17 protein-coding genes and 1 pseudogene are annotated in these 17228 nt (G+C 64.0%); 8 read left to right on the forward strand and 10 right to left on the reverse strand.

Annotation, left to right across the window (positions count from 1 at the left end; genetic code table 11):
• Positions 1-136 precede the first annotated feature (136 nt).
• Positions 137-2980 carry an RNA polymerase-associated protein RapA gene (rapA, locus tag NVV93_RS05650; RefSeq protein ID WP_258253469.1) on the reverse strand — a complete coding sequence of 948 codons (2844 nt, stop codon included), beginning with the start codon at positions 2978-2980 and terminating at the stop codon, positions 137-139.
• A gap of 280 nt (positions 2981-3260) precedes the next feature.
• On the opposite strand from rapA, the gene NVV93_RS05655 reads away from it, so the two are divergent.
• Genes NVV93_RS05655 through NVV93_RS05665 form a run of 3 tightly spaced genes read left to right on the forward strand, consistent with a single transcriptional unit; the run spans position 3261 to position 4329 of the window.
• Complete coding sequence (locus tag NVV93_RS05655; protein ID WP_258253470.1) at positions 3261-3560, forward strand: aspartate-semialdehyde dehydrogenase; 300 nt, start codon at positions 3261-3263, stop codon at positions 3558-3560.
• A gap of 11 nt (positions 3561-3571) precedes the next feature.
• Complete coding sequence (locus NVV93_RS05660) at positions 3572-4174, forward strand: alpha-ketoglutarate-dependent dioxygenase AlkB (RefSeq protein WP_258253471.1); 603 nt, start codon at positions 3572-3574, stop codon at positions 4172-4174.
• Positions 4171-4329: a hypothetical protein gene (locus NVV93_RS05665; protein WP_258253472.1), complete on the forward strand. Its 159-nt coding sequence runs from the start codon at positions 4171-4173 to the stop codon at positions 4327-4329. The genes NVV93_RS05660 and NVV93_RS05665 overlap by 4 nt, the downstream gene beginning before the upstream one ends.
• Before the next feature lie 234 nt (positions 4330-4563).
• Here the strand turns inward: NVV93_RS05665 and NVV93_RS05670 are convergent, their stop codons facing one another.
• Positions 4564-5487, reverse strand: a complete 924-nt coding sequence (locus NVV93_RS05670; protein WP_258253473.1) for a LysR family transcriptional regulator — start codon at positions 5485-5487, stop codon at positions 4564-4566.
• Between the two features lie 125 nt (positions 5488-5612).
• On the opposite strand from NVV93_RS05670, the gene NVV93_RS05675 reads away from it, so the two are divergent.
• The gene (locus tag NVV93_RS05675) at positions 5613-6374 is read left to right on the forward strand and encodes a 3-oxoacyl-ACP reductase family protein (protein ID WP_258253474.1); all 762 of its coding nucleotides are present in this window, start codon (positions 5613-5615) and stop codon (positions 6372-6374) included.
• A gap of 142 nt (positions 6375-6516) precedes the next feature.
• The gene (gene ccoM / locus NVV93_RS05680) at positions 6517-6627 is read left to right on the forward strand and encodes a cytochrome c oxidase subunit CcoM (RefSeq protein WP_258253475.1); all 111 of its coding nucleotides are present in this window, start codon (positions 6517-6519) and stop codon (positions 6625-6627) included.
• A gap of 180 nt (positions 6628-6807) precedes the next feature.
• Here the strand turns inward: ccoM and NVV93_RS05685 are convergent, their stop codons facing one another.
• The 5 genes from NVV93_RS05685 to NVV93_RS05705 form a co-directional block, all read right to left on the reverse strand.
• Complete coding sequence (locus NVV93_RS05685) at positions 6808-7887, reverse strand: ABC transporter permease (protein WP_258253476.1); 1080 nt, start codon at positions 7885-7887, stop codon at positions 6808-6810.
• On the reverse strand, positions 7884-8822 hold the full coding sequence (locus NVV93_RS05690; RefSeq protein ID WP_258253477.1) for an ABC transporter ATP-binding protein: 939 nt from the start codon (positions 8820-8822) through the stop codon (positions 7884-7886). The genes NVV93_RS05685 and NVV93_RS05690 overlap by 4 nt, the downstream gene beginning before the upstream one ends.
• Complete coding sequence (locus tag NVV93_RS05695) at positions 8815-9783, reverse strand: HlyD family secretion protein (RefSeq protein WP_258253478.1); 969 nt, start codon at positions 9781-9783, stop codon at positions 8815-8817. Before NVV93_RS05695 ends, NVV93_RS05690 begins: the two co-directional genes overlap by 8 nt.
• A complete protein-coding gene (locus NVV93_RS05700; RefSeq protein ID WP_258253479.1) occupies positions 9773-10414 on the reverse strand; it encodes a TetR/AcrR family transcriptional regulator in 642 nt (213 codons plus the stop codon). Before NVV93_RS05700 ends, NVV93_RS05695 begins: the two co-directional genes overlap by 11 nt.
• Positions 10415-10618: 204 nt before the next feature.
• Entirely contained in the window at positions 10619-11089 is a 471-nt protein-coding gene (locus tag NVV93_RS05705; RefSeq protein WP_258253480.1) for a MaoC family dehydratase, read from the reverse strand.
• 192 nt (positions 11090-11281) lie between these two features.
• Between NVV93_RS05705 and NVV93_RS05710 the strand changes: the two are divergent.
• A pseudogene (locus NVV93_RS05710) lies at positions 11282-11491 on the forward strand (hypothetical protein); the annotation flags it as partial.
• A gap of 90 nt (positions 11492-11581) precedes the next feature.
• On the opposite strand, the gene NVV93_RS05715 reads toward NVV93_RS05710, so the two are convergent.
• Both NVV93_RS05715 and NVV93_RS05720 read right to left on the reverse strand, forming a co-directional pair.
• The gene (locus NVV93_RS05715) at positions 11582-12535 is read right to left on the reverse strand and encodes an alpha/beta hydrolase (protein ID WP_258253481.1); all 954 of its coding nucleotides are present in this window, start codon (positions 12533-12535) and stop codon (positions 11582-11584) included.
• 78 nt (positions 12536-12613) lie between these two features.
• On the reverse strand, positions 12614-13363 hold the full coding sequence (locus NVV93_RS05720; RefSeq protein ID WP_258253482.1) for an ABC transporter substrate-binding protein: 750 nt from the start codon (positions 13361-13363) through the stop codon (positions 12614-12616).
• A gap of 209 nt (positions 13364-13572) precedes the next feature.
• Between NVV93_RS05720 and fadD2 the strand changes: the two genes are divergently transcribed.
• Positions 13573-15261 carry a long-chain-fatty-acid--CoA ligase FadD2 gene (gene fadD2, locus NVV93_RS05725; RefSeq protein ID WP_258253483.1) on the forward strand — a complete coding sequence of 563 codons (1689 nt, stop codon included), beginning with the start codon at positions 13573-13575 and terminating at the stop codon, positions 15259-15261.
• Here fadD2 and NVV93_RS05730 read toward each other — a convergent pair.
• Positions 15258-15461: a hypothetical protein gene (locus NVV93_RS05730; RefSeq protein WP_258253484.1), complete on the reverse strand. Its 204-nt coding sequence runs from the start codon at positions 15459-15461 to the stop codon at positions 15258-15260. The genes fadD2 and NVV93_RS05730 overlap by 4 nt on opposite strands.
• Before the next feature lie 50 nt (positions 15462-15511).
• On the opposite strand from NVV93_RS05730, the gene fadD1 reads away from it, so the two are divergent.
• Positions 15512-17200, forward strand: coding sequence for a long-chain-fatty-acid--CoA ligase FadD1 (fadD1, locus tag NVV93_RS05735; RefSeq protein WP_258253485.1), 1689 nt, complete (start codon positions 15512-15514; stop codon positions 17198-17200).
• Positions 17201-17228: the final 28 nt, after the last annotated feature.

The following is a 17228-nucleotide window of genomic DNA, read 5'->3' on the forward strand; positions in this document are numbered from 1 at the left end:
CACTCAACCCATCCTACGTGGCCCCGCCAGGCGATCGAGTCGCAGCGAAGCGCAATCGCGGCAATGCAAAAGGCCCGTCAGTGACGGGCCTTTTGTTTGTCGAGGCATGTTGATCTGGTTCAGGCCATCGAGAGCCTCAACCGGCCACCAGCACGCGAATCGCCTCCAGACGCAACGCCGCCTTGTCGAGCATCAGCAGACCTTGCTCGCGCTGCTCGCGCAGAGCGTCCAACTCGCTGTCGCGCACGCTCGGGTTGACCGCTTGCAGGGCGGTCAAACGGGCCAGTTCTTCGTCCAGATCGGCGGTCAATCGGCGCTTGGCTTGCGCCACGCGTTCGGCATGGCGCGGCGCGATCTTGGCTTCGGCGGCGTTGATCTGCACGGTCAATGGCTCGCGCTGGGCCTGCACGAACTTGTTGGCGCTGGCGCGCGGCACGGCTTCCAGCTGGTCGTTGAGCTTCTCGAAGGAAACCTTTTCCGCCAGGTCATTGCCGTTGGCATCCAGCAGGCAGCGCAGTGCCAGCGGCGGCAGGAAGCGGGCCAGCTGCAATTTGCGCGGCGCCACCACTTCGCTGACATACAGCAGCTCAAGCAGCACGGTGCCGGGTTTCAGCGCCTTGTTCTTGATCAGCGCCACCGCGGTGTTGCCCATAGAGCCGGACAGCACCAGATCCATGCCGCCTTGCACCATCGGGTGTTCCCAGGTGAGGAACTGCATGTCCTCGCGGGACAGCGCCTGGTTGCGGTCGTAGGTGACGGTCACGCCTTCGTCGTCGCCGAGCGGGAAGCTGGCGTCGAGCATTTTTTCGCTGGGGCGCAGGATCAGCGCGTTTTCCGAGTGATCTTCGCTGTCGATACCGAACGCATCGAACAGCGCTTCCATGTAGATCGCCAGGGCGTATTCGTCGTCTTGTTCGCTAATCGCCTCGACCAGCGCCAAACCTTCGCCCGCGCCGCCGGAGTTGAGTTCCAGCAGGCGGTCGCGGCCGGCATGCAGCTCGCTCTCCAGGCGCAGGCGCTCGGCTTTGGCCTCGTCAACCAGCGCTTGCCACTCGTCGTCATCACCGCTTTCCAGCAACGGCAGCAGGCGCGGGCCGAACTGGTGTTGCAGGGCGTTGCCGGTCGGGCAGGTGTTCTGGAAGGCGTTCAGTGCCTGGTGATACCACTGGAACAGGCGCTCTTGCGGGCTGTTTTCCAGGTACGGCACGTGCAGCTGAATGGTGTGCTTCTGACCGATACGGTCGAGACGGCCGATGCGCTGCTCGAGCAGGTCCGGGTGCGCCGGCAGATCGAACAGCACCAGATGATGGCTGAACTGGAAGTTGCGACCCTCGCTGCCGATTTCCGAGCAGATCAGCACCTGCGCGCCAAATTCCTCATCGGCGAAGTAAGCGGCGGCGCGGTCGCGCTCGAGGATGCTCATGCCCTCATGGAACACCGTGGCCAGGATGCCGGAGCGCACGCGCAGGGCGTCCTCCAGATCCATGGCGGTCTCGGCGTGGGCGCAGATCACCAGCACCTTGAACTTCTTGAGCATCTTCAGAGTGTCGATCAGCCAATCGACGCGCGGGTCGAAACGCCACCAGCGCTCTTCCTCACTGCCATCCAGTTGCGACTGATAGCTGACTTCCGGATACAACTCGGGATGGTCGCCGAGCGGCAGTTCCATGTACTGGTCCGGGTTGGCCAGCGGGTACGGATGCACCTGGCGTTCGGGGAAGCCACGCACGGCGGCGCGGGTGTTACGAAACAGCAGGCGGCCGGTGCCATGGCGGTCGAGCAGCTCGCGGATCAAGCGGGCCGAGGCTTCGATGTCGCCATCGGTGACGGCGGCGAGCAGCGCTTCGCCCTCGTCGCCGAGAAATTCGTGAATGGTGGCGTGCGCGGTTTCCGACAGACGGCCCTGATCGAGCAGCTCCTGCACGGCTTCGGCCACCGGGCGATAGTTGGCGCTTTCCGCGCGGAAGGCCGCGACGTCGTGGAAACGGTGCGGATCGAGCAGGCGCAGGCGGGCGAAATGGCTGTCCTGGCCAAGCTGTTCGGGAGTCGCGGTGAGCAGCAGGACGCCGGGAGTCACCTCGGCCAGCTGCTCGATCAGGCGGTATTGCGGGCTGGACTGTTCCGGGTGCCAGACCAGGTGGTGCGCCTCATCGACGACCAGCAGATCCCAGCCGGCGGCGAACAGTGCGCCCTGAGCGCGCGAGTCCTCGACCAGCCATTCCAGGGCGACCAGCGCCAATTGGCAGTCTTCGAAGGGATTGCTGGCATCGCTTTCGATAAAACGCTCGGCGTCGAACAGCGCGACCTGCAGGTTGAAACGTCGGCGCATCTCCACCAGCCATTGGTGCTGGAGGTTTTCCGGCACCACGATCAGCACCCGGTTGGCGCGCCCGGCGAGCAGTTGGCGATGGATCACCAGACCGGCTTCGATGGTCTTGCCCAGGCCCACTTCGTCGGCCAGCAGTACTCGTGGTGCGACGCGGTCGGCGACTTCACGGGCAATGTGCAGCTGGTGCGGGATCGGCTGGGCACGCGCGCCGCCCAAGCCCCACAAGGGCGCCTGGAGCAGACGGCTGGTGTGTTCCAGGGTGCGATAGCGCAGGGCGAACCAGGCGAACGGATCGATCTGGCCGGCGAACAGGCGGTCGCTGGCCAGACGGAACTGGATGAAGTTGGACAGCTGGGTTTCCGGCAGCATGGCCGTCTGGTGCTGGTCGTCGAGGCCGTGATAGACCAGCAGGCCGTCGATGTCCTCGACTTCCTGGACGGTCAGCTTCCAGCCTTCGAAATGGGTGATTTCATCGCCCGGTGCGAAGCGCACGCGGGTCAGCGGGGCGTTGCGCAGGGAATACTGGCGGGTTTCGCCAGTCGCCGGGTAGAGCATGGTGAGCATGCGGTCGTCCTGCATAAGGACGGTGCCCAGCCCTAACTCCGCTTCGCTGTCACTGATCCAGCGTTGCCCCGGTTCATACTGCGCCATGCCTGTCTCCCCTCGTGAAAAAGCCGGCTATGGTAACGGAAGCTCGCCGCCAAGGCCAAAGACGCTCGGGGCGACTCGAACCCCAAGTGTAGGCGGCGGCGCGACGATTGTTGCCCCCGCTCGGCGGGATCGGTGAAGAGGGCGGCGTTGTGATTGCTGTCAGGTTTCGGCCGGTGCATGCTCAAGCCCCGTGCCATCTGGCCGACAGCCTGATTGTCGCTACCCAACGCCTGAACCTGACCGAGCCCCTGAACTGAAAGGAGCGCCGCGAGGCCCGAGTATGTTGCCGCCGATTCCGCATAGCGTGCAGCCGGTCACTGCCCAGCAGGACCCGGTCAAGCCGCGTCCAGAGATTCAGCCGGTCACGCCGCCGCAAGCCGGCGCGCAGGGCAGCGGCGTGGGTATGCACGAGCGCGATCCGCAGGAAGTCGTCGAGCGTCAGCGCGAAGAGCAGCGTCGCCGTCGTCAGCAGGCTGGATATAGCGCCGAGCAACTGGCCGAAGGCGAAGTGGCCGCGGAAGACCAAGCGTTACTGGAAAACCTGCCGCGCCAGGGACTCTGGGTCGATATTGAAGTGTGAGCGAGACGCCCATGAGTCTGTTCGCTGAGGTGCCGCTGCAGTTGGCCGATGCCGAGCTGCGCTATGTGCCCGACTGGCTGGATGCCGCCACTGCCGACCGCTGGCTGGCCGGTTTGCTCGAACAAACCCCCTGGGATCAACCGCAGGTGCTGATTCACGGCCGCCGCCATCCGGTGCCGCGGCTGCTCGCCTGGTATGCCGATGCCGGGGTCAGTTATCGCTATTCCGGTATGGAGCATCAGCCGTTGCCCTGGACGCCGTTGCTCGCCGAGATTCGTCAGCGCGTCGAGGCCGAGTGCGGCCAATCGCTTAATGGCGTGCTGATCAATCACTACCGCGACGGCCAGGATTCGATGGGCTGGCACAGCGATGACGAAGCGGTGCTCGGGCGTAATCCGTTGGTCGCCTCGCTGAACCTCGGTGGCACGCGGCGCTTCGACCTGCGCCGCAAGGGGCAGACGCGCATCAAGCATTCGCTGGAATTGAGCCACGGCTCATTGCTGGTCATGTCGGGCGCGACACAGCATTATTGGCAGCATCAAGTGGCGAAGACCCGCAAACCCTGCGCGGCACGCCTCAACCTGACTTTCCGCCTGATCCGGTCGCCCGTATGAGCCATGATGACAAGCTGATCGACCTGAGTGCCGAGCGTGATAAGCGCGTGCACGACCTCAACGACAAGCGCCTCAACGAAGTGCGCCAGGCCTTCGAGCTGGCGATGCCGCTGAAGGGCAAGAAGAAACCCAAAGGCAAGCCGAAGAAGCGCTAAGACGGGTTGTTGTTCATTCAACCGTTACCTTCTTCTCTCTCAGTCCCGGATTGCATCCGGGCCACTGTGAGCTGCGAGCGTCGTCCCGTAGGTTGGTGCTGAGCCTGCGATGCCCAACACCAGGCTCGCAGAACCGATCGGCAACTCGTAAGGCGTACGGGGCACGCTCGTTGGGCATCGCTGCGCTCAGCACCAACCTACGTCGCGCACAGCGCGCTCATCGACCACCAGCCCTCACACCGCCGAAAAGCGCTCGGCTAAACGCTGCGCGCGAAACTGCTCGACGATGAAGTCGACGAATGCGCGGGTCTTGCCGGGCAGCAGTTTCTGCGCGGCGAAGTACAGCGCGAGCATGCCGCCATCGGCATACCAATCCGGCAGTACCCGCTGCAGCGTGCCGCGCTCCAGATAGAGCAGCGCATGCGGCATGCTCACCAGGGCAATGCCCAAGCCCATCTGCGCCGCATGGCAGGCAGCCTCCGGGTCGTTAAGGATCATCCGCGTACGAGTTTCCAGGGCGACCTGCTCACCGCCCCGATTGCGCAGCGGCCAGGTGCGCACCCGTCCGGTCTGTGGCGAGCGCATGCGAATGCCATCGTGATCGACCAGATCGGCCGGCATGCGAATCGCCGGGTGCGCCTCTAGATAGGCGGTCGAGGCCACCAGAATGCGGTGCGCCGGCGCCAACTGGCGCGCCACCACGCCCGGCGGCAGGTCGATGGCGCCGGCGATGGCGGCATCGAAGCCCTGGCCGATCAGGTCGACCGGCAGATTGTCGAAGTGCCAGTCCGGCACGATGCCCGGATAGCGACCGAGAAAGTCGCCGAGCAGCGGCAACACATACTCCCGACCAAAACTGATGCCCATGCTGACCCGCAGCGTGCCGGCTGGCTGCCCGGCGCTGCTGGCCAGGTTGGCGACGGCGCTCTGGATGCTGTGCAGGCCGCCACTGACTTCCGCGCGAAAGCGTTCGCCGGCTTCGGTCAGGCTCAGGCTACGGGTGCTGCGCTGGAACAAGCGCACGCCGAGGCTGGCTTCCAGTTTGGCGACGTTCTTGCCTACCGCTGCCGGGGTCAGGCCCAGGCGTCGGGCGGCTTCGGCGAAGCTGCCCGCCTCGGCGCTGCGCACAAAACATTCGATGCTGTTGAGGGTTTCCATACGCTCACCGTAAACCGTTGGTATCGAAAGAGTAGAGCGATTAGTGGCTTATCGGTAGGCAATCCAGGGCGGAAACTACGCTCGTCCCAGGCAGCACGCCTGACCTACTTCTGGAGAGCTTGAACATGAACACTTCCACTTCGACCGCTTCCACCCTGAATGGCAAAGTCGCTCTGGTGCAGGGCGGTTCGCGCGGCATCGGCGCCGCCATCGTCAAACGTCTGGCCCATGACGGCGCCAGTGTGGCCTTCACCTACGTCAGTTCGACGCAGCAGGCCGATGCGCTGGTCCAGGCCATCGCTGCCGAAGGCGGTCGGGCGCTGGCGATCCGCGCCGACAGTGCCGATGCGCAAGCTGTGCGCGCTGCGGTGGACGCCACGGTCGATGCGTTCGGGCGCCTCGATGTGCTGGTCAATAACGCCGGAGTGCTGGCGATTGCGCCGCTCGAAGAGTTCAGCCTGGAAGATTTCGACCGCACCCTGGCGATCAACGTGCGCAGCGTGTTCGTCGCCAGCCAGGCGGCCGCCCGGCATATGCGCGAAGGCGGACGGATCATCAGCATCGGCAGCACCAACGCCGAGCGCATGCCTTTCGCCGGTGGTGGCCCGTATGCGATGAGCAAAGCGGCGATCGTCGGCCTGACCCGCGGCTTGGCTCGTGACCTCGGCCCACGCGGCATCACCGTCAACAACGTGCAACCGGGCCCGGTCGACACCGACATGAACCCGGCCAATACCGAGTTTGCCGCCAGCCTGAACAGCCTGATGGCGGTGGGGCGCTACGGTCGGGTGGAAGAGATCGCCAGCTTCGTCGCCTACCTGGCCGGCCCGGAAGCCGGTTACATCACCGGCGCCAGCTTGACCATCGACGGCGGTTTCGCCGCCTGATCGAGGCTCGGCCCAGTCGCCGGCAGGTCCGGCGACTGGCTTTGGCCGACAACCTGAGCGGCCATTGATCCAGATCAATTTCCGCCCCACGGTCCGCGGTTATCGTTTAGCCATTGATGAGGCAAGCACGAGGAATCGGGAAATGTTCATGGACACCGTGGTTTTCGCCGGTATCGGCACTGTTGTTCTGATCTGCGCGTTCTTCGCCGGATTCGGCTATTTCATCTGGAGCGATTCGCACAAGCACGGCTAATCGCTGCAGCACCAGGCACGCAAGGCAATTTTGGGCGACTTAGTCGCCCTTTTTTTGTCTGCAATTTGTCCCCGTGGTTGGTGCAACGGGCAACGTGATGGGCACGCGGCGCACGCCTTGTTGGGTATCGCTGCGCTCAACGCCAACCTACAGGTACGCCCACCGGAGTTCCCCGTCGGTTCAATCCAGGCGCTTATGCACGCGGGTCACGGCGACGCCGAGCATCAGCGCGGCGAACACCAGCAGCGCCACGATTTCCGGCCACAGCGCCAGCAAACCCGCCCCGCGCAGCATGATGCCGCGGGCCAGGCGCAGGTAATGAGTCATTGGCAGGATTTCGGCAATCCACTGCGCCGGCTTGGGCATGCCAGCGTAGGGGAACATAAAGCCGGACAGCAGAATCTGCGGCAGGAAGGTGAAGAAGGCGATCTGCATCGCCTGGAACTGACTGCTCGCCAGGGTCGAGATAAACACCCCGAGCGCCAGGCTGGCGACGATGAACAGCAACGACGCGAGATACAACTCGACCAGCGAGCCGCGCACCGGCACGTCGAACAACAGGTAGCCAGCCACCAGCACCACGGTTACCTGCACCAGGCCGATGGCGACGAAGGGCAGCACCTTGCCGATGGTCAGTTCCCACGGCGACACCGGCGTGGTGATGAGCATTTCCATATTGCCGCGCTCGCGCTCGCGGACCAGGGCGATGGCGGTGAACAGCACCATGGTCATGGTCAAAATCACGCCGATCAGCCCCGGCACCGTGTTCAGCGGCGCCAGGCGTTCCGGATTGTAGAAATTCACCACCTCGACACCCTGCAACTGCGGCCAGCCGGGCAGCGGATAGGCGCTCAACTGACGCGCCGCGGCCTGCACGGTCTGGTCGGAGCCATCCACCACTAGCTGCAGCGGCGGGCGATCCTGGCGTTCCAGGCGCGCTTCGAAATCCGCCGGCAGCACCAGCGCGGCACTGATCCGGCCCTCGCGCAGCAACTCGTCGATCTGCTGCGGGGTGCTCAACCGATAGCGCATGTTGAGCACCTGGCTGGAAGCGATCTCCGCCACCACTTCGCGCGAGCGGGCGGTGTTGGCCTGGTCCAGTACGGCGGTATCCAGGCCGCGCACATCGAGGTTGATGGCGTACCCGAACAGCACCAGCTGCAGCAGCGGAATGCCGGCAATCATCGCCAGGGTCAGGCGGTCGCGGCGGATCTGGCGCAGCTCCTTGAGGATGATGGCGGCCAGGCGGCGCAGGTTCATGGCGCGAGCGTCGCTGGCTTGCGGGTAACGCTGACGAACACGTCTTCCAGGTTGGCGTCGACGACTTGCACCTGCGCCTCGAGGCCCGCCGCGCGCAACTGCGCTTGGATGTCGGTGCGCGCGTCGGCGCTGTCGCTGAGTACCCGCAAGGTGCTGCCGATCTGGGCCATGGCCAGTACCCCGGGCGCGCCCTGCAAGGTGCGCTGCGCCTGGCGCGGCTGGGCGCATTCGACCAACAGCGGCTGGCCGGGCAGGGCGTCCATCAGTTCGCGCGGGCTGCCGTCGGCGACCAGTCGGCCGGCGTCGAGAATCCCCAGGCGCGTGCAGCGCTCGGCCTCGTCCATGTAGTGGGTGGAAACCAGCAGCGTGGTGCCGGTATCGGCCAGTTCGAACAGCGAATCCCAGAACTCCCGGCGCGACTGCGGGTCGACCGCGCTGGTTGGCTCGTCGAGCAGCAGCAGGTCAGGGTTATGCAGCACCGCGCCGGCCAAGCCCAAGCGTTGGCGCTGGCCGCCGCTGAGGGTGCCGGCCAGTTGATCGCGGCGGTCGCTCAGCCAATAGCGTTCCAGCAGTTCGTCGATGCGCTGGCGGGCTTGGCGCTTGCCAATGTCCTGCACGGCGGCGAGAAATTCGAGGTTTTCGCCGACGCTGAGGTCTTCATACAGGGAGAATTTTTGGGTCATGTAGCCGATGCGGCGCTTCAGCGCTTCGGCATCGCGGGGAATCTGGCAGCCGAGCACTTCGATCTGCCCCTCGCTGGGCCGCAGCAGGCCGCAGAGCATGCGGATGGTGGTGGATTTGCCGCTGCCGTTGGGGCCGAGAAAACCGAACACCTCGGCGCGGCGCACGCTGAGATTGAGCTGATCGACGGCGGTGAGCGCGCCGAAGCGTTTGCTCAGGCCGCGCGCCTTGATCACCAGCGGCTCGTCATTCATCGCTGAGCCGCTCGGCCGTCAGCGGCAGGCCGGCCGGCAACTGGCGCGCGGCCTGGTCGTCGTCGAGGAGCAGCTCGGCGCGATACACCAGGCGGCTGGCGTCGTCGCCGGTGAGGGCGAAATACGGGGTGAAGCTGGCCTCGCTGCGAATGCTGCGCACCCGCGCGGCGAACGGCGTGGCGATTCCCTCGACGTGCACCTGCAGGCGGTCGCCAATCGCCAGTTGCGGGCGCTCGGGTGCCGGTACGTAGACCCGCGCGTAAGGCGCGTCGCCAACCAGCAGGCTGACCACTACCGCGCCCACCGGCGGCTGGTCGCCGGGTTTGAACGGCAGCGCATCGACGCGTCCGTCGCGGGGCGCGCGTACGCTGAGGTGCTCGCGGTCGACCTGCAGGCGGGTCAGCTGCGCGCGCGCCGCTTGCAGGGCGGCGCTGGCCTGTTCGAGTTGTTCCGGGCGGGTGCCATTGGTCAATTCGCGCAGGCGCGCGTCGGCGTTGTCCACCGCGGCCCGCGCTTGATCGCGGCTGGCGCGCGCGCTGTCCTGTTCGGCAATCGCCACCAGACCACGCTGATACAGCGCGGCGATGCGCTGATAGTTGCGTTCGGCGTCGGTCACCTGCGCGCGGCTGCTGTTGAGGCTGGCTTGCGCCGCCTCGATGTTCTCCACCCGCGCGCCGTTGCTCAGCTCGCTGAGGCGCGCCGCCGCCTGCGCCACCTCGCCGGCGGCCTGGCTGACGCGGGCGTCCTGGCGACTCGGGTCGAGTTCCACCAGCAATTGCCCGGCGCGTACCTGTTCGCCCTCAACGACCGCCCAGCGCAGGATGCGCTCCGAAGTTTCCGCGGGCAGGCCGATGCGGTCCCATTCCAGGGTGCCGAGCAGTTGGCCGGCATGCTGATCGCAACCGGCGAGGGCCGCGAGCAGCGCCAGGATCGCCAGGAGGCGCTGCGAATCAAGGCGCATGGGGCGTCTCCAGCCCTCGATCGAGCAGGGCGAGGGTGTGTTGGATCAACGCTTCATCGTCCAGTTGGGGATCGTCGAAGATGCCCCGCCATAGCGGCGCCGCCGCATACGGCAGCAAGGTCAGGCCGATCAGTGAAACCACCAGCAAGCGCGGGTCTAGCTGCGCATTCAGCGCACCGCGGGCCTGCGCGGCGGAAAAGCGCTGCGCCAGCAATTGCGGGACCAGCGGCGCGATGCTCTGCTCCAGCAGATCGCGCAGCTGGCCGTCTTCGGAAAGGATTTCGCGCACCCACAAAGGCGGCAACCAGGGATGGCGGGCGACGGTGGCGCCGATGCCGCGCACGAAGGTCTCGATCAATTCCCCGGGATGCTCGCCGACCTGCCGCAGGCGTTCGGCGAGGGCCTGGATCAACGGCAGCAGGCGCTCTTGCACGGCCGCTTCGACCAGCCGTTGCTTGTTGCCGAAGTAGTAATTGATCAGCGCCGGGGTGACGCCGGCTTGTGTGGCGATCCCGCGCAGGCTGGCGGCGCGGATGCCGTGGTGGGCGAAGATTTCCACGGCGGCGTCGAGCAGGGCTTCGCGCTGCTGTGGATCACCGCTGGGCCGACCGGGTGAACGGGGTCTGTTCATGCTTGATCCGTTAACGGATGGGCATGAATTTATTTAAATAAGCATTTAATTAATTGCAATACACGGCGACGGATGGCCCGAAGGTGCAGGAGCGAATTCATTCGCGATCCCGCCGTCCGGCGGGCGGCTGGTTCGAGGCATAAAAAAACCGCCGAGAAGGCGGTTTTTTGGACCAGCGGGAGAGCACTCTCGCCGCGCCGAAAATCAGCCGATAGTGATCGGCGGCAGCTCGGCGGTGGTCACGGTCTGCAGGCTGCGCGGGGCGAGGATTTCCGCAGCGCCGTCGACGACCAGCTCGTCATTCTGGTTGAACACCCGGGTGGCGACGCGGACGCGGAATTTCGGCAGTTTCTCGAGGATTTCCAGGCGCACGGTCAGGGTGTCGCCGAATTTCACCGGGCGGGTGAAGCTCATGGTCTGGCCGATATAAATGGTGCCCGGGCCCGGCAGGGTGCTGGCCACCGCCGCACTGATCAACGCACCGCTGAACATGCCGTGGGCGATGCGCTCCTTGAACGGCGTGCCGGCGGCGTACTCGGCATCCAGGTGCACGGGGTTGTGGTCGCCAGAGAGTGCGGCGAACAGCTGGATATCGCGTTCTTCGACGGTTTTGCTGTAGCTGGCGGTTTGCCCGACTTCCAGGTCGGCGTACGGGGTATTGGTGATTTGCGGCATGGTGGGCTCTCTCGTAAAGACAGTGACAAAAGCGCGTCGCCCAGGCGTCGCGCTGAAAATTGCCCCGGTCTTTTACCACAGGTGGCCGCGCTCAAGCCTCATCCGAACCGGTGAGCTCGGCCAGCAGCTCGTTCTTCAACTGCGCAGACGCGGCGAATTAGGTGCTTTGGTCAGGGCGTCGGCGGTTCGCAGTTGGCCGCGTTGTACGAAAAGAACCTGCCGGAGCTGTACGAGCACATCGAAGAGACCATCTTTCGCAGCGCCTACCGCTTCTGTCACGGCAACCAGTTGCAGACCGGCCGCTTGCTCGGCATCAGCCGCAACATCGTGCGGGCGCGGCTGGAGAAAGTCGGCGAACTGGAGTCGTCGGGGCGTAGCGCCGATCTGCTGTCGACCGGCTGAGCGCAGCCTGACTGAGCGCAGTTAGTAGCCCGGATGTAATCCGGGAAATCGGCAACTCGGCTCCCGGATTGCATCCGGGCTACGGCGTGTTCAGGCCAGGGCTTGCGCGGGCGCGACGGGGGTCTCGGCGAGGGTGCGTTCCAGCCAATCGATGAAGAAGGCGGTGACTTCGTCGCGGTTGGTCTCGTTGAGCAGTTCGTGGCGGGCGTCGGCGTAGACCTTCAGTTCGACGTGGCGCAGGCCGCCGGCTTGCAGGGCCGCGGCGAGGTCGTTGAGGCGCTGGCCCTGGCTGACCGGGTCGCGTTCGCCGCCGACCACCAGCACCGGTAGGTCGTGGGCGATCTGGCCCAGATTGGTGCTCGGGGTGATCTGTTGCAGGCCTTCGAGCAGGTCGATCCACAGCTGGTTGGTGCAACGGAAGCCGCACAGCGGGTCGCTGACGTACTTGTCGACTTCCACCGGGTCGCGGCTCAGCCAGTCGAAGGGCGTGCGGTTGGGCTTGAAGGCCTTGTTGAACGAGCCGAAGGACAGGAATTCGAGCAGTGCGCTGCGCCCAGTCGGGCCCTGTCGCCAGCGTTCGAAACGGGCAATGTTCGCCGCCAATTTGTACAGGCCGACCGGTTGATAGTTGGAACCGGAAAGGATGGCGCCCTGCACGTCAGCGCTGTGCTGGATCAGATAAGCCTGGCCGATGTAGCTGCCCATGCTGTGGCCGATCAGGAAAATCGGCGTGTCCGGATGCTGCTGGCGGATGTGCTGGTTGAGATTGACCAGGTCATTGACGACGCGCTGCCAGCCGCCGTGTTCGGCGTACAGCCCCAGCACGCCGCGCTGGGCGGTCTTGCCGTGGCCGCGCTGGTCGTGGGCGTACAACGCATAACCAGCCTGCACCAGATGTTCGGCCAAACGCGCATAGCGACCGCTGTGTTCGGCCATGCCGTGAGCGAGCATCAGCACCGCCTTGGGCGGCTGTTCGCCACGCCAACGGTTGACGAACAGAGGAGCGGCGTCGCTGGCTGTCAGCCAAAGATCATCGTGACGCATGGCGGTTCCTTGTGCCGGAAAGGCCGTCATTGTGCCTCCGTGCCTATGCCGGGTGAAGTCTATTTGACGACTGGGTGGTCACTGGGGGACTGCGATGCTGTTGTGCTTGCGGATGATGCGCATGTAGTCGCCGGTGGCATGCAGCTCGCGCAAACCCCGTTCGAACGTCGCTGCCCAGTCGGGTTCGCCAGGACGTTGCGGAAGGAAACCGACTAACAGCGGAGTGCGTTCCAGCGAACGACCTTGCCAGATCAACTGCCCGCGCAGTGTCGCGTGACTGGCGATCAGATGCTCGCCGACTACGCGCTCGAGCAACACCAGGTCGAAGCGCCGCGCGGCAAGTTTGCGCAAGTTGCTCAGGTCATCCACCGCTTCTTCACTGCGAAAGCCCGAGTGGAGCAGGGTTTGCGGATAACCGTAGCCGCGCACGATACCCACCCGATGACCCTTGAGCTGATTCAGGGTGGTGAATTGCACCGGTGTATCGCGGCGTACGAAAAAGCCCAGCTCGCTATAGAACAGCGGACGCGAGGCGATCAGCTGTTCTTCAACGATCTCGCGTGGCCACAGCGGCAACGCCCCGGCATAGCGATGACTGCGCAATTCGGCGCGTGCCCGCGCCCAGGGCATGAAATCGATATGCACGCTTTTGCCTTGGCTGGCCATCGCCTGGGTGACCAGCTCGACGATGCTGCCGCCGCCCGGGATTTTTGCCGAGCTGTAGGGGGGGTATTCCAAACTCACCAACCGCAAGGGTTCTGCAGCATTGGCCGCAGGCACGCACCACAGGAGAGCAAGCAAGGCCGCCAGGCCCGAGAATCTGGACATCCGGAATCGCTTAGCCAGAAGAGAGGGTGTGCTTGTGAGGGCAGGCTGTTCGTGTATAGCCCACTCGCGACTATTCAGGGCCGCTGGATGGAAGATTCACACGATCTATTCGCCATACCCACCTATTTGCCAGTTTAGTCATAGCTGCTAACTTCCGGCTATCCCGCATGCGCGGGGCAGACACTTTGCAGGCTACGGGGACAACAACAATGCAACCTGAGTTCTGGAGCGACAAGCGCCCGGCTGGCGTACCCAACGAGCTGGACATGGGTACCTACAAATCGGTCATCGAAGTATTCGAGCGCTCGTGCAAGAAGTTCGCCGACCGCCCCGCTTATACCAATATGGGCGTGACGCTGACCTACGCCGAGCTGGATCGACTGGCCGGCGCCTTCGCCGCCTACCTGCAGAAGCATACCGATCTCAAGCCCGGCGATCGCCTCGCCGTGCAGATGCCCAACATTCTGCAATATCCGATCGCGGTGTTTGGTGCGATGCGCGCCGGTTTGGTCGTGGTCAACACCAACCCGCTGTATACCGCGCGGGAAATGCGTCACCAGTTTAAGGATGCCGGCGTGCGTGCGTTGGTGTACGTCAATCTGTTCGGCCATCTGGTCCAGGACGTACTGCCCGATACCGACATCGAATACTTGATCGAAGCGCGCATGGGTGACATGCAGCCGTCGCTCAAGGGCTGCCTGATCAACGCCGCCGTGAAGCACATAAAGAAGATGGTGCCCGACTACAACCTGCCGCAGGCCGTGTCGTTCAAATCGGTGCTGAAGATCGGCCAGGGGCACACCTTGAAGCCGGTCAAAGTGACTCTCGATGACATCGCCGTGCTGCAATACACCGGCGGCACCACGGGCGTCGCCAAGGGCGCCATGCTGACTCACGGCAACCTGGTCGCCAACATGCTGCAGGTCGACGCCTGCCTCGGCCAGCTCGGTCCGGACGGTACCCCGCTGATGAAGCAGGGCCGGGAAATCATCATCGCGCCGCTGCCGCTCTATCACATCTATGCGTTCACCCTTAATTGCATGTGCATGATGGTCAACGGCAACCACAACGTGCTGATCAGCAACCCGCGTGACATCGGCGCGTTCATCAAGGAGCTGAGCAAGTGGCGCTTCAGCGGCCTGCTCGGTTTGAACACCTTGTTCGTTGCGCTGATGAGCCATCCGGATTTCAAGAAGCTCGACTTCAGCGGCCTGAAGCTGACCAACTCCGGTGGCACTGCGCTGGTCAAGGCGACCGCCGAGCGCTGGGAGCAGACCACCGGTTGTGTGGTGGTGGAGGGTTATGGGCTGACCGAAACCTCACCCGTCGCCAGCAGCAATCCGCGTGGAGAACATGCCCGTCTGGGCACCGTGGGCATTCCGGTGCCGGGTACCGGCTTCAAGGTCATCGACGATGAGGGCAACGAGCTGCCGTTGGGCGAGCGCGGCGAGCTGTGCATCAAGGGCCCGCAGGTAATGAAAGGTTACTGGCAGCGTCCGGAAGCCACCGCCGAGGTCTTCGATGCCGACGGCTGGTTGAAGACTGGCGATATCGCGGTGATCGAGGCAGACGGCTTCGTCAGCATCGTCGACCGCAAGAAGGACCTGATCATCGTCTCCGGTTTCAACGTGTATCCCAACGAGATCGAAGACGTGGTCATGGGCCATCCGAAGGTTGCCAGCTGCGCGGCTATCGGGATCCCGGACGAGAAATCCGGCGAGGCGGTCAAACTGTTCGTCGTGCCCAGCGAGCACAGCCTGACCGTGGACGAGCTGAAGAACTACTGCAAAGAGAACTTCACCGGTTACAAGATTCCCCGGCAAATCGTGCTCAAGGAAGCGCTGCCGATGAGTCCGGTGGGCAAGATTTTGCGCCGCGAGCTGCGGGACATTGCCTAACGCAACATAGCCAGAAAGCCGGGCTGCCAGCCGTTCATCGGCAGTCCGCTTTGTTTGTGCAGGAAATGACCGAAAGCCCTGCTTTCGGTCTTTTTTTTGACCGGATAGGCCAGGTTTGGTGCTATTCGCTGTTTGGCAAAGCTGCTACTCTCGGCGCGCTTTTTCCGGCCCTGGCGGGCTGAGAAGATCAAAAAACACAAGAACCAACCGCCATGCGGTGACGATAGATGTTGCTTAGGAGTAGGCGTCCATGACCGATAACTTCTGGAAGGATAAATACCCCGTTGGGGTGGCTGCCGAGATCAATCCCGATCAGTTCGGGAATGTTCAGGCGGTGCTGAAACTGTCCTGCGAGCGGTTCGCCGACAAGCCTGCTTTCAGCAACTTGGGCAAGACCATCACCTATGGCGAGCTGTATGAACTGTCCGGCGTGTTCGCCGCGTATCTGCAGCAGAACACCGATCTCAAGCCCGGTGATCGCATCGCCGTGCAGCTGCCCAACGTGTTGCAATACCCGGTCGTAGTGTTCGGTGCCATGCGCGCCGGCCTCATCGTGGTCAACACCAACCCGCTGTACACCGCGCGGGAAATGGAACACCAGTTCAACGACTCCGGTGCCAAGGCGCTGGTTTGTCTGGCCAACATGGCCCACCTGGCCGAGCAGGTGCTGCCGAAGACCGGCATCAAGCACGTGATCGTCACCGAAGTGGGCGACCTGCTGCCGGCGTTCAAGCGCCTGCTGGTCAACAGCGTGGTCAAGTACGTGAAGAAGATGGTGCCGGCCTACCACCTGCCGAACGCGGTGAAGTTCACCGCCGTCATGGCCAAAGGCCGCGGCCAGGCCGTGCAGGAAGCCAGCCCGCAAGGCAATGACGTCGTGGTGTTGCAATACACCGGCGGCACCACCGGCGTGGCCAAGGGTGCAATGCTGACCCACCGCAACCTGGTGGCCAACATGCTGCAGTGCCGCGAGCTGATGGGCGCCAACCTCAACGAAGGTTGCGAAGTCCTCATCACGCCGCTGCCGCTGTACCACATCTATGCGTTCACCTTTCACTGCATGGCGATGATGCTGATCGGCGCCCACAACATCCTCGTCACCAACCCGCGCGACTTGCCGGGCACCGTGAAGGAACTGGGGCAATGGAAGTTCACCGGCTTTGTCGGCCTCAATACGCTGTTCGTTGCCCTGTGCAACAACGAAGACTTCCGCAAGCTGGACTTCTCCGCCCTGAAGGCGACCTTCTCCGGCGGCATGGCCCTGCAACTGGCCACCGCCGAGCGCTGGCAGGCCGTCACCGGTTGCGGCATCTGCGAAGGTTACGGCATGACCGAGACCAGCCCGGTGGTGTCGGTCAACCCGTTCCAGCACATCCAGGTCGGCACCATCGGCATTCCGGTTCCATCGACCCTGTGCAAGGTCATCGACGATGCCGGCAACGACCTGCCCATGGGCGAGCGTGGCGAACTGTGCGTCAAGGGCCCACAGGTGATGAAGGGCTACTGGCAGCGCCAGGAAGCCACCGACGAGATCCTCGACGCCAACGGCTGGTTGAAGACCGGCGACATCGCCGTGATTCAGGACGACGGCTACATGCGCATCGTCGACCGCAAGAAGGACATGATTCTGGTGTCCGGCTTCAACGTCTACCCGAACGAACTGGAAGACGTGCTCGCCACCCTGCCGGGCGTGCTGCAATGCGCGGCGATCGGCGTGCCGGACGAGAAATCCGGCGAGGTGATCAAGGTGTTCGTCGTCGTCAAACCGGGCGAAAGCGTGACCAAGGAACAGGTCATGGAGCACATGCGCGCCAACCTGACCGGCTACAAAGTGCCGAAAGCCGTCGAGTTCCGCGACGTGCTGCCGACCACCAACGTCGGCAAGATCCTGCGTCGCGAACTGCGTGACGAAGAGCTGAAGAAGCTGGGCAAGAAGTAATCGTGCTTGCTCGACAAAGCCCCGCCTC

The sequence above is a fragment of the Pseudomonas sp. LS44 genome (assembly GCF_024730785.1).
GTDB lineage: Bacteria > Pseudomonadota > Gammaproteobacteria > Pseudomonadales > Pseudomonadaceae > Aquipseudomonas.

Coding starts and splice junctions, on each gene's coding strand:
- rapA (WP_258253469.1), bottom strand. CDS start 2,980: ATGGCGCAGTATGAACCGGGGCAACGCTGGATCAGTGACAGCGAAGCG.
- NVV93_RS05655 (WP_258253470.1), top strand. CDS start 3,261: ATGTTGCCGCCGATTCCGCATAGCGTGCAGCCGGTCACTGCCCAGCAG.
- NVV93_RS05660 (WP_258253471.1), top strand. CDS start 3,572: ATGAGTCTGTTCGCTGAGGTGCCGCTGCAGTTGGCCGATGCCGAGCTG.
- NVV93_RS05665 (WP_258253472.1), top strand. CDS start 4,171: ATGAGCCATGATGACAAGCTGATCGACCTGAGTGCCGAGCGTGATAAG.
- NVV93_RS05670 (WP_258253473.1), bottom strand. CDS start 5,487: ATGGAAACCCTCAACAGCATCGAATGTTTTGTGCGCAGCGCCGAGGCG.
- NVV93_RS05675 (WP_258253474.1), top strand. CDS start 5,613: ATGAACACTTCCACTTCGACCGCTTCCACCCTGAATGGCAAAGTCGCT.
- ccoM (WP_258253475.1), top strand. CDS start 6,517: ATGTTCATGGACACCGTGGTTTTCGCCGGTATCGGCACTGTTGTTCTG.
- NVV93_RS05685 (WP_258253476.1), bottom strand. CDS start 7,887: ATGAACCTGCGCCGCCTGGCCGCCATCATCCTCAAGGAGCTGCGCCAG.
- NVV93_RS05690 (WP_258253477.1), bottom strand. CDS start 8,822: ATGAATGACGAGCCGCTGGTGATCAAGGCGCGCGGCCTGAGCAAACGC.
- NVV93_RS05695 (WP_258253478.1), bottom strand. CDS start 9,783: ATGCGCCTTGATTCGCAGCGCCTCCTGGCGATCCTGGCGCTGCTCGCG.
- NVV93_RS05700 (WP_258253479.1), bottom strand. CDS start 10,414: ATGAACAGACCCCGTTCACCCGGTCGGCCCAGCGGTGATCCACAGCAG.
- NVV93_RS05705 (WP_258253480.1), bottom strand. CDS start 11,089: ATGCCGCAAATCACCAATACCCCGTACGCCGACCTGGAAGTCGGGCAA.
- NVV93_RS05715 (WP_258253481.1), bottom strand. CDS start 12,535: ATGCGTCACGATGATCTTTGGCTGACAGCCAGCGACGCCGCTCCTCTG.
- NVV93_RS05720 (WP_258253482.1), bottom strand. CDS start 13,363: ATGTCCAGATTCTCGGGCCTGGCGGCCTTGCTTGCTCTCCTGTGGTGC.
- fadD2 (WP_258253483.1), top strand. CDS start 13,573: ATGCAACCTGAGTTCTGGAGCGACAAGCGCCCGGCTGGCGTACCCAAC.
- fadD1 (WP_258253485.1), top strand. CDS start 15,512: ATGACCGATAACTTCTGGAAGGATAAATACCCCGTTGGGGTGGCTGCC.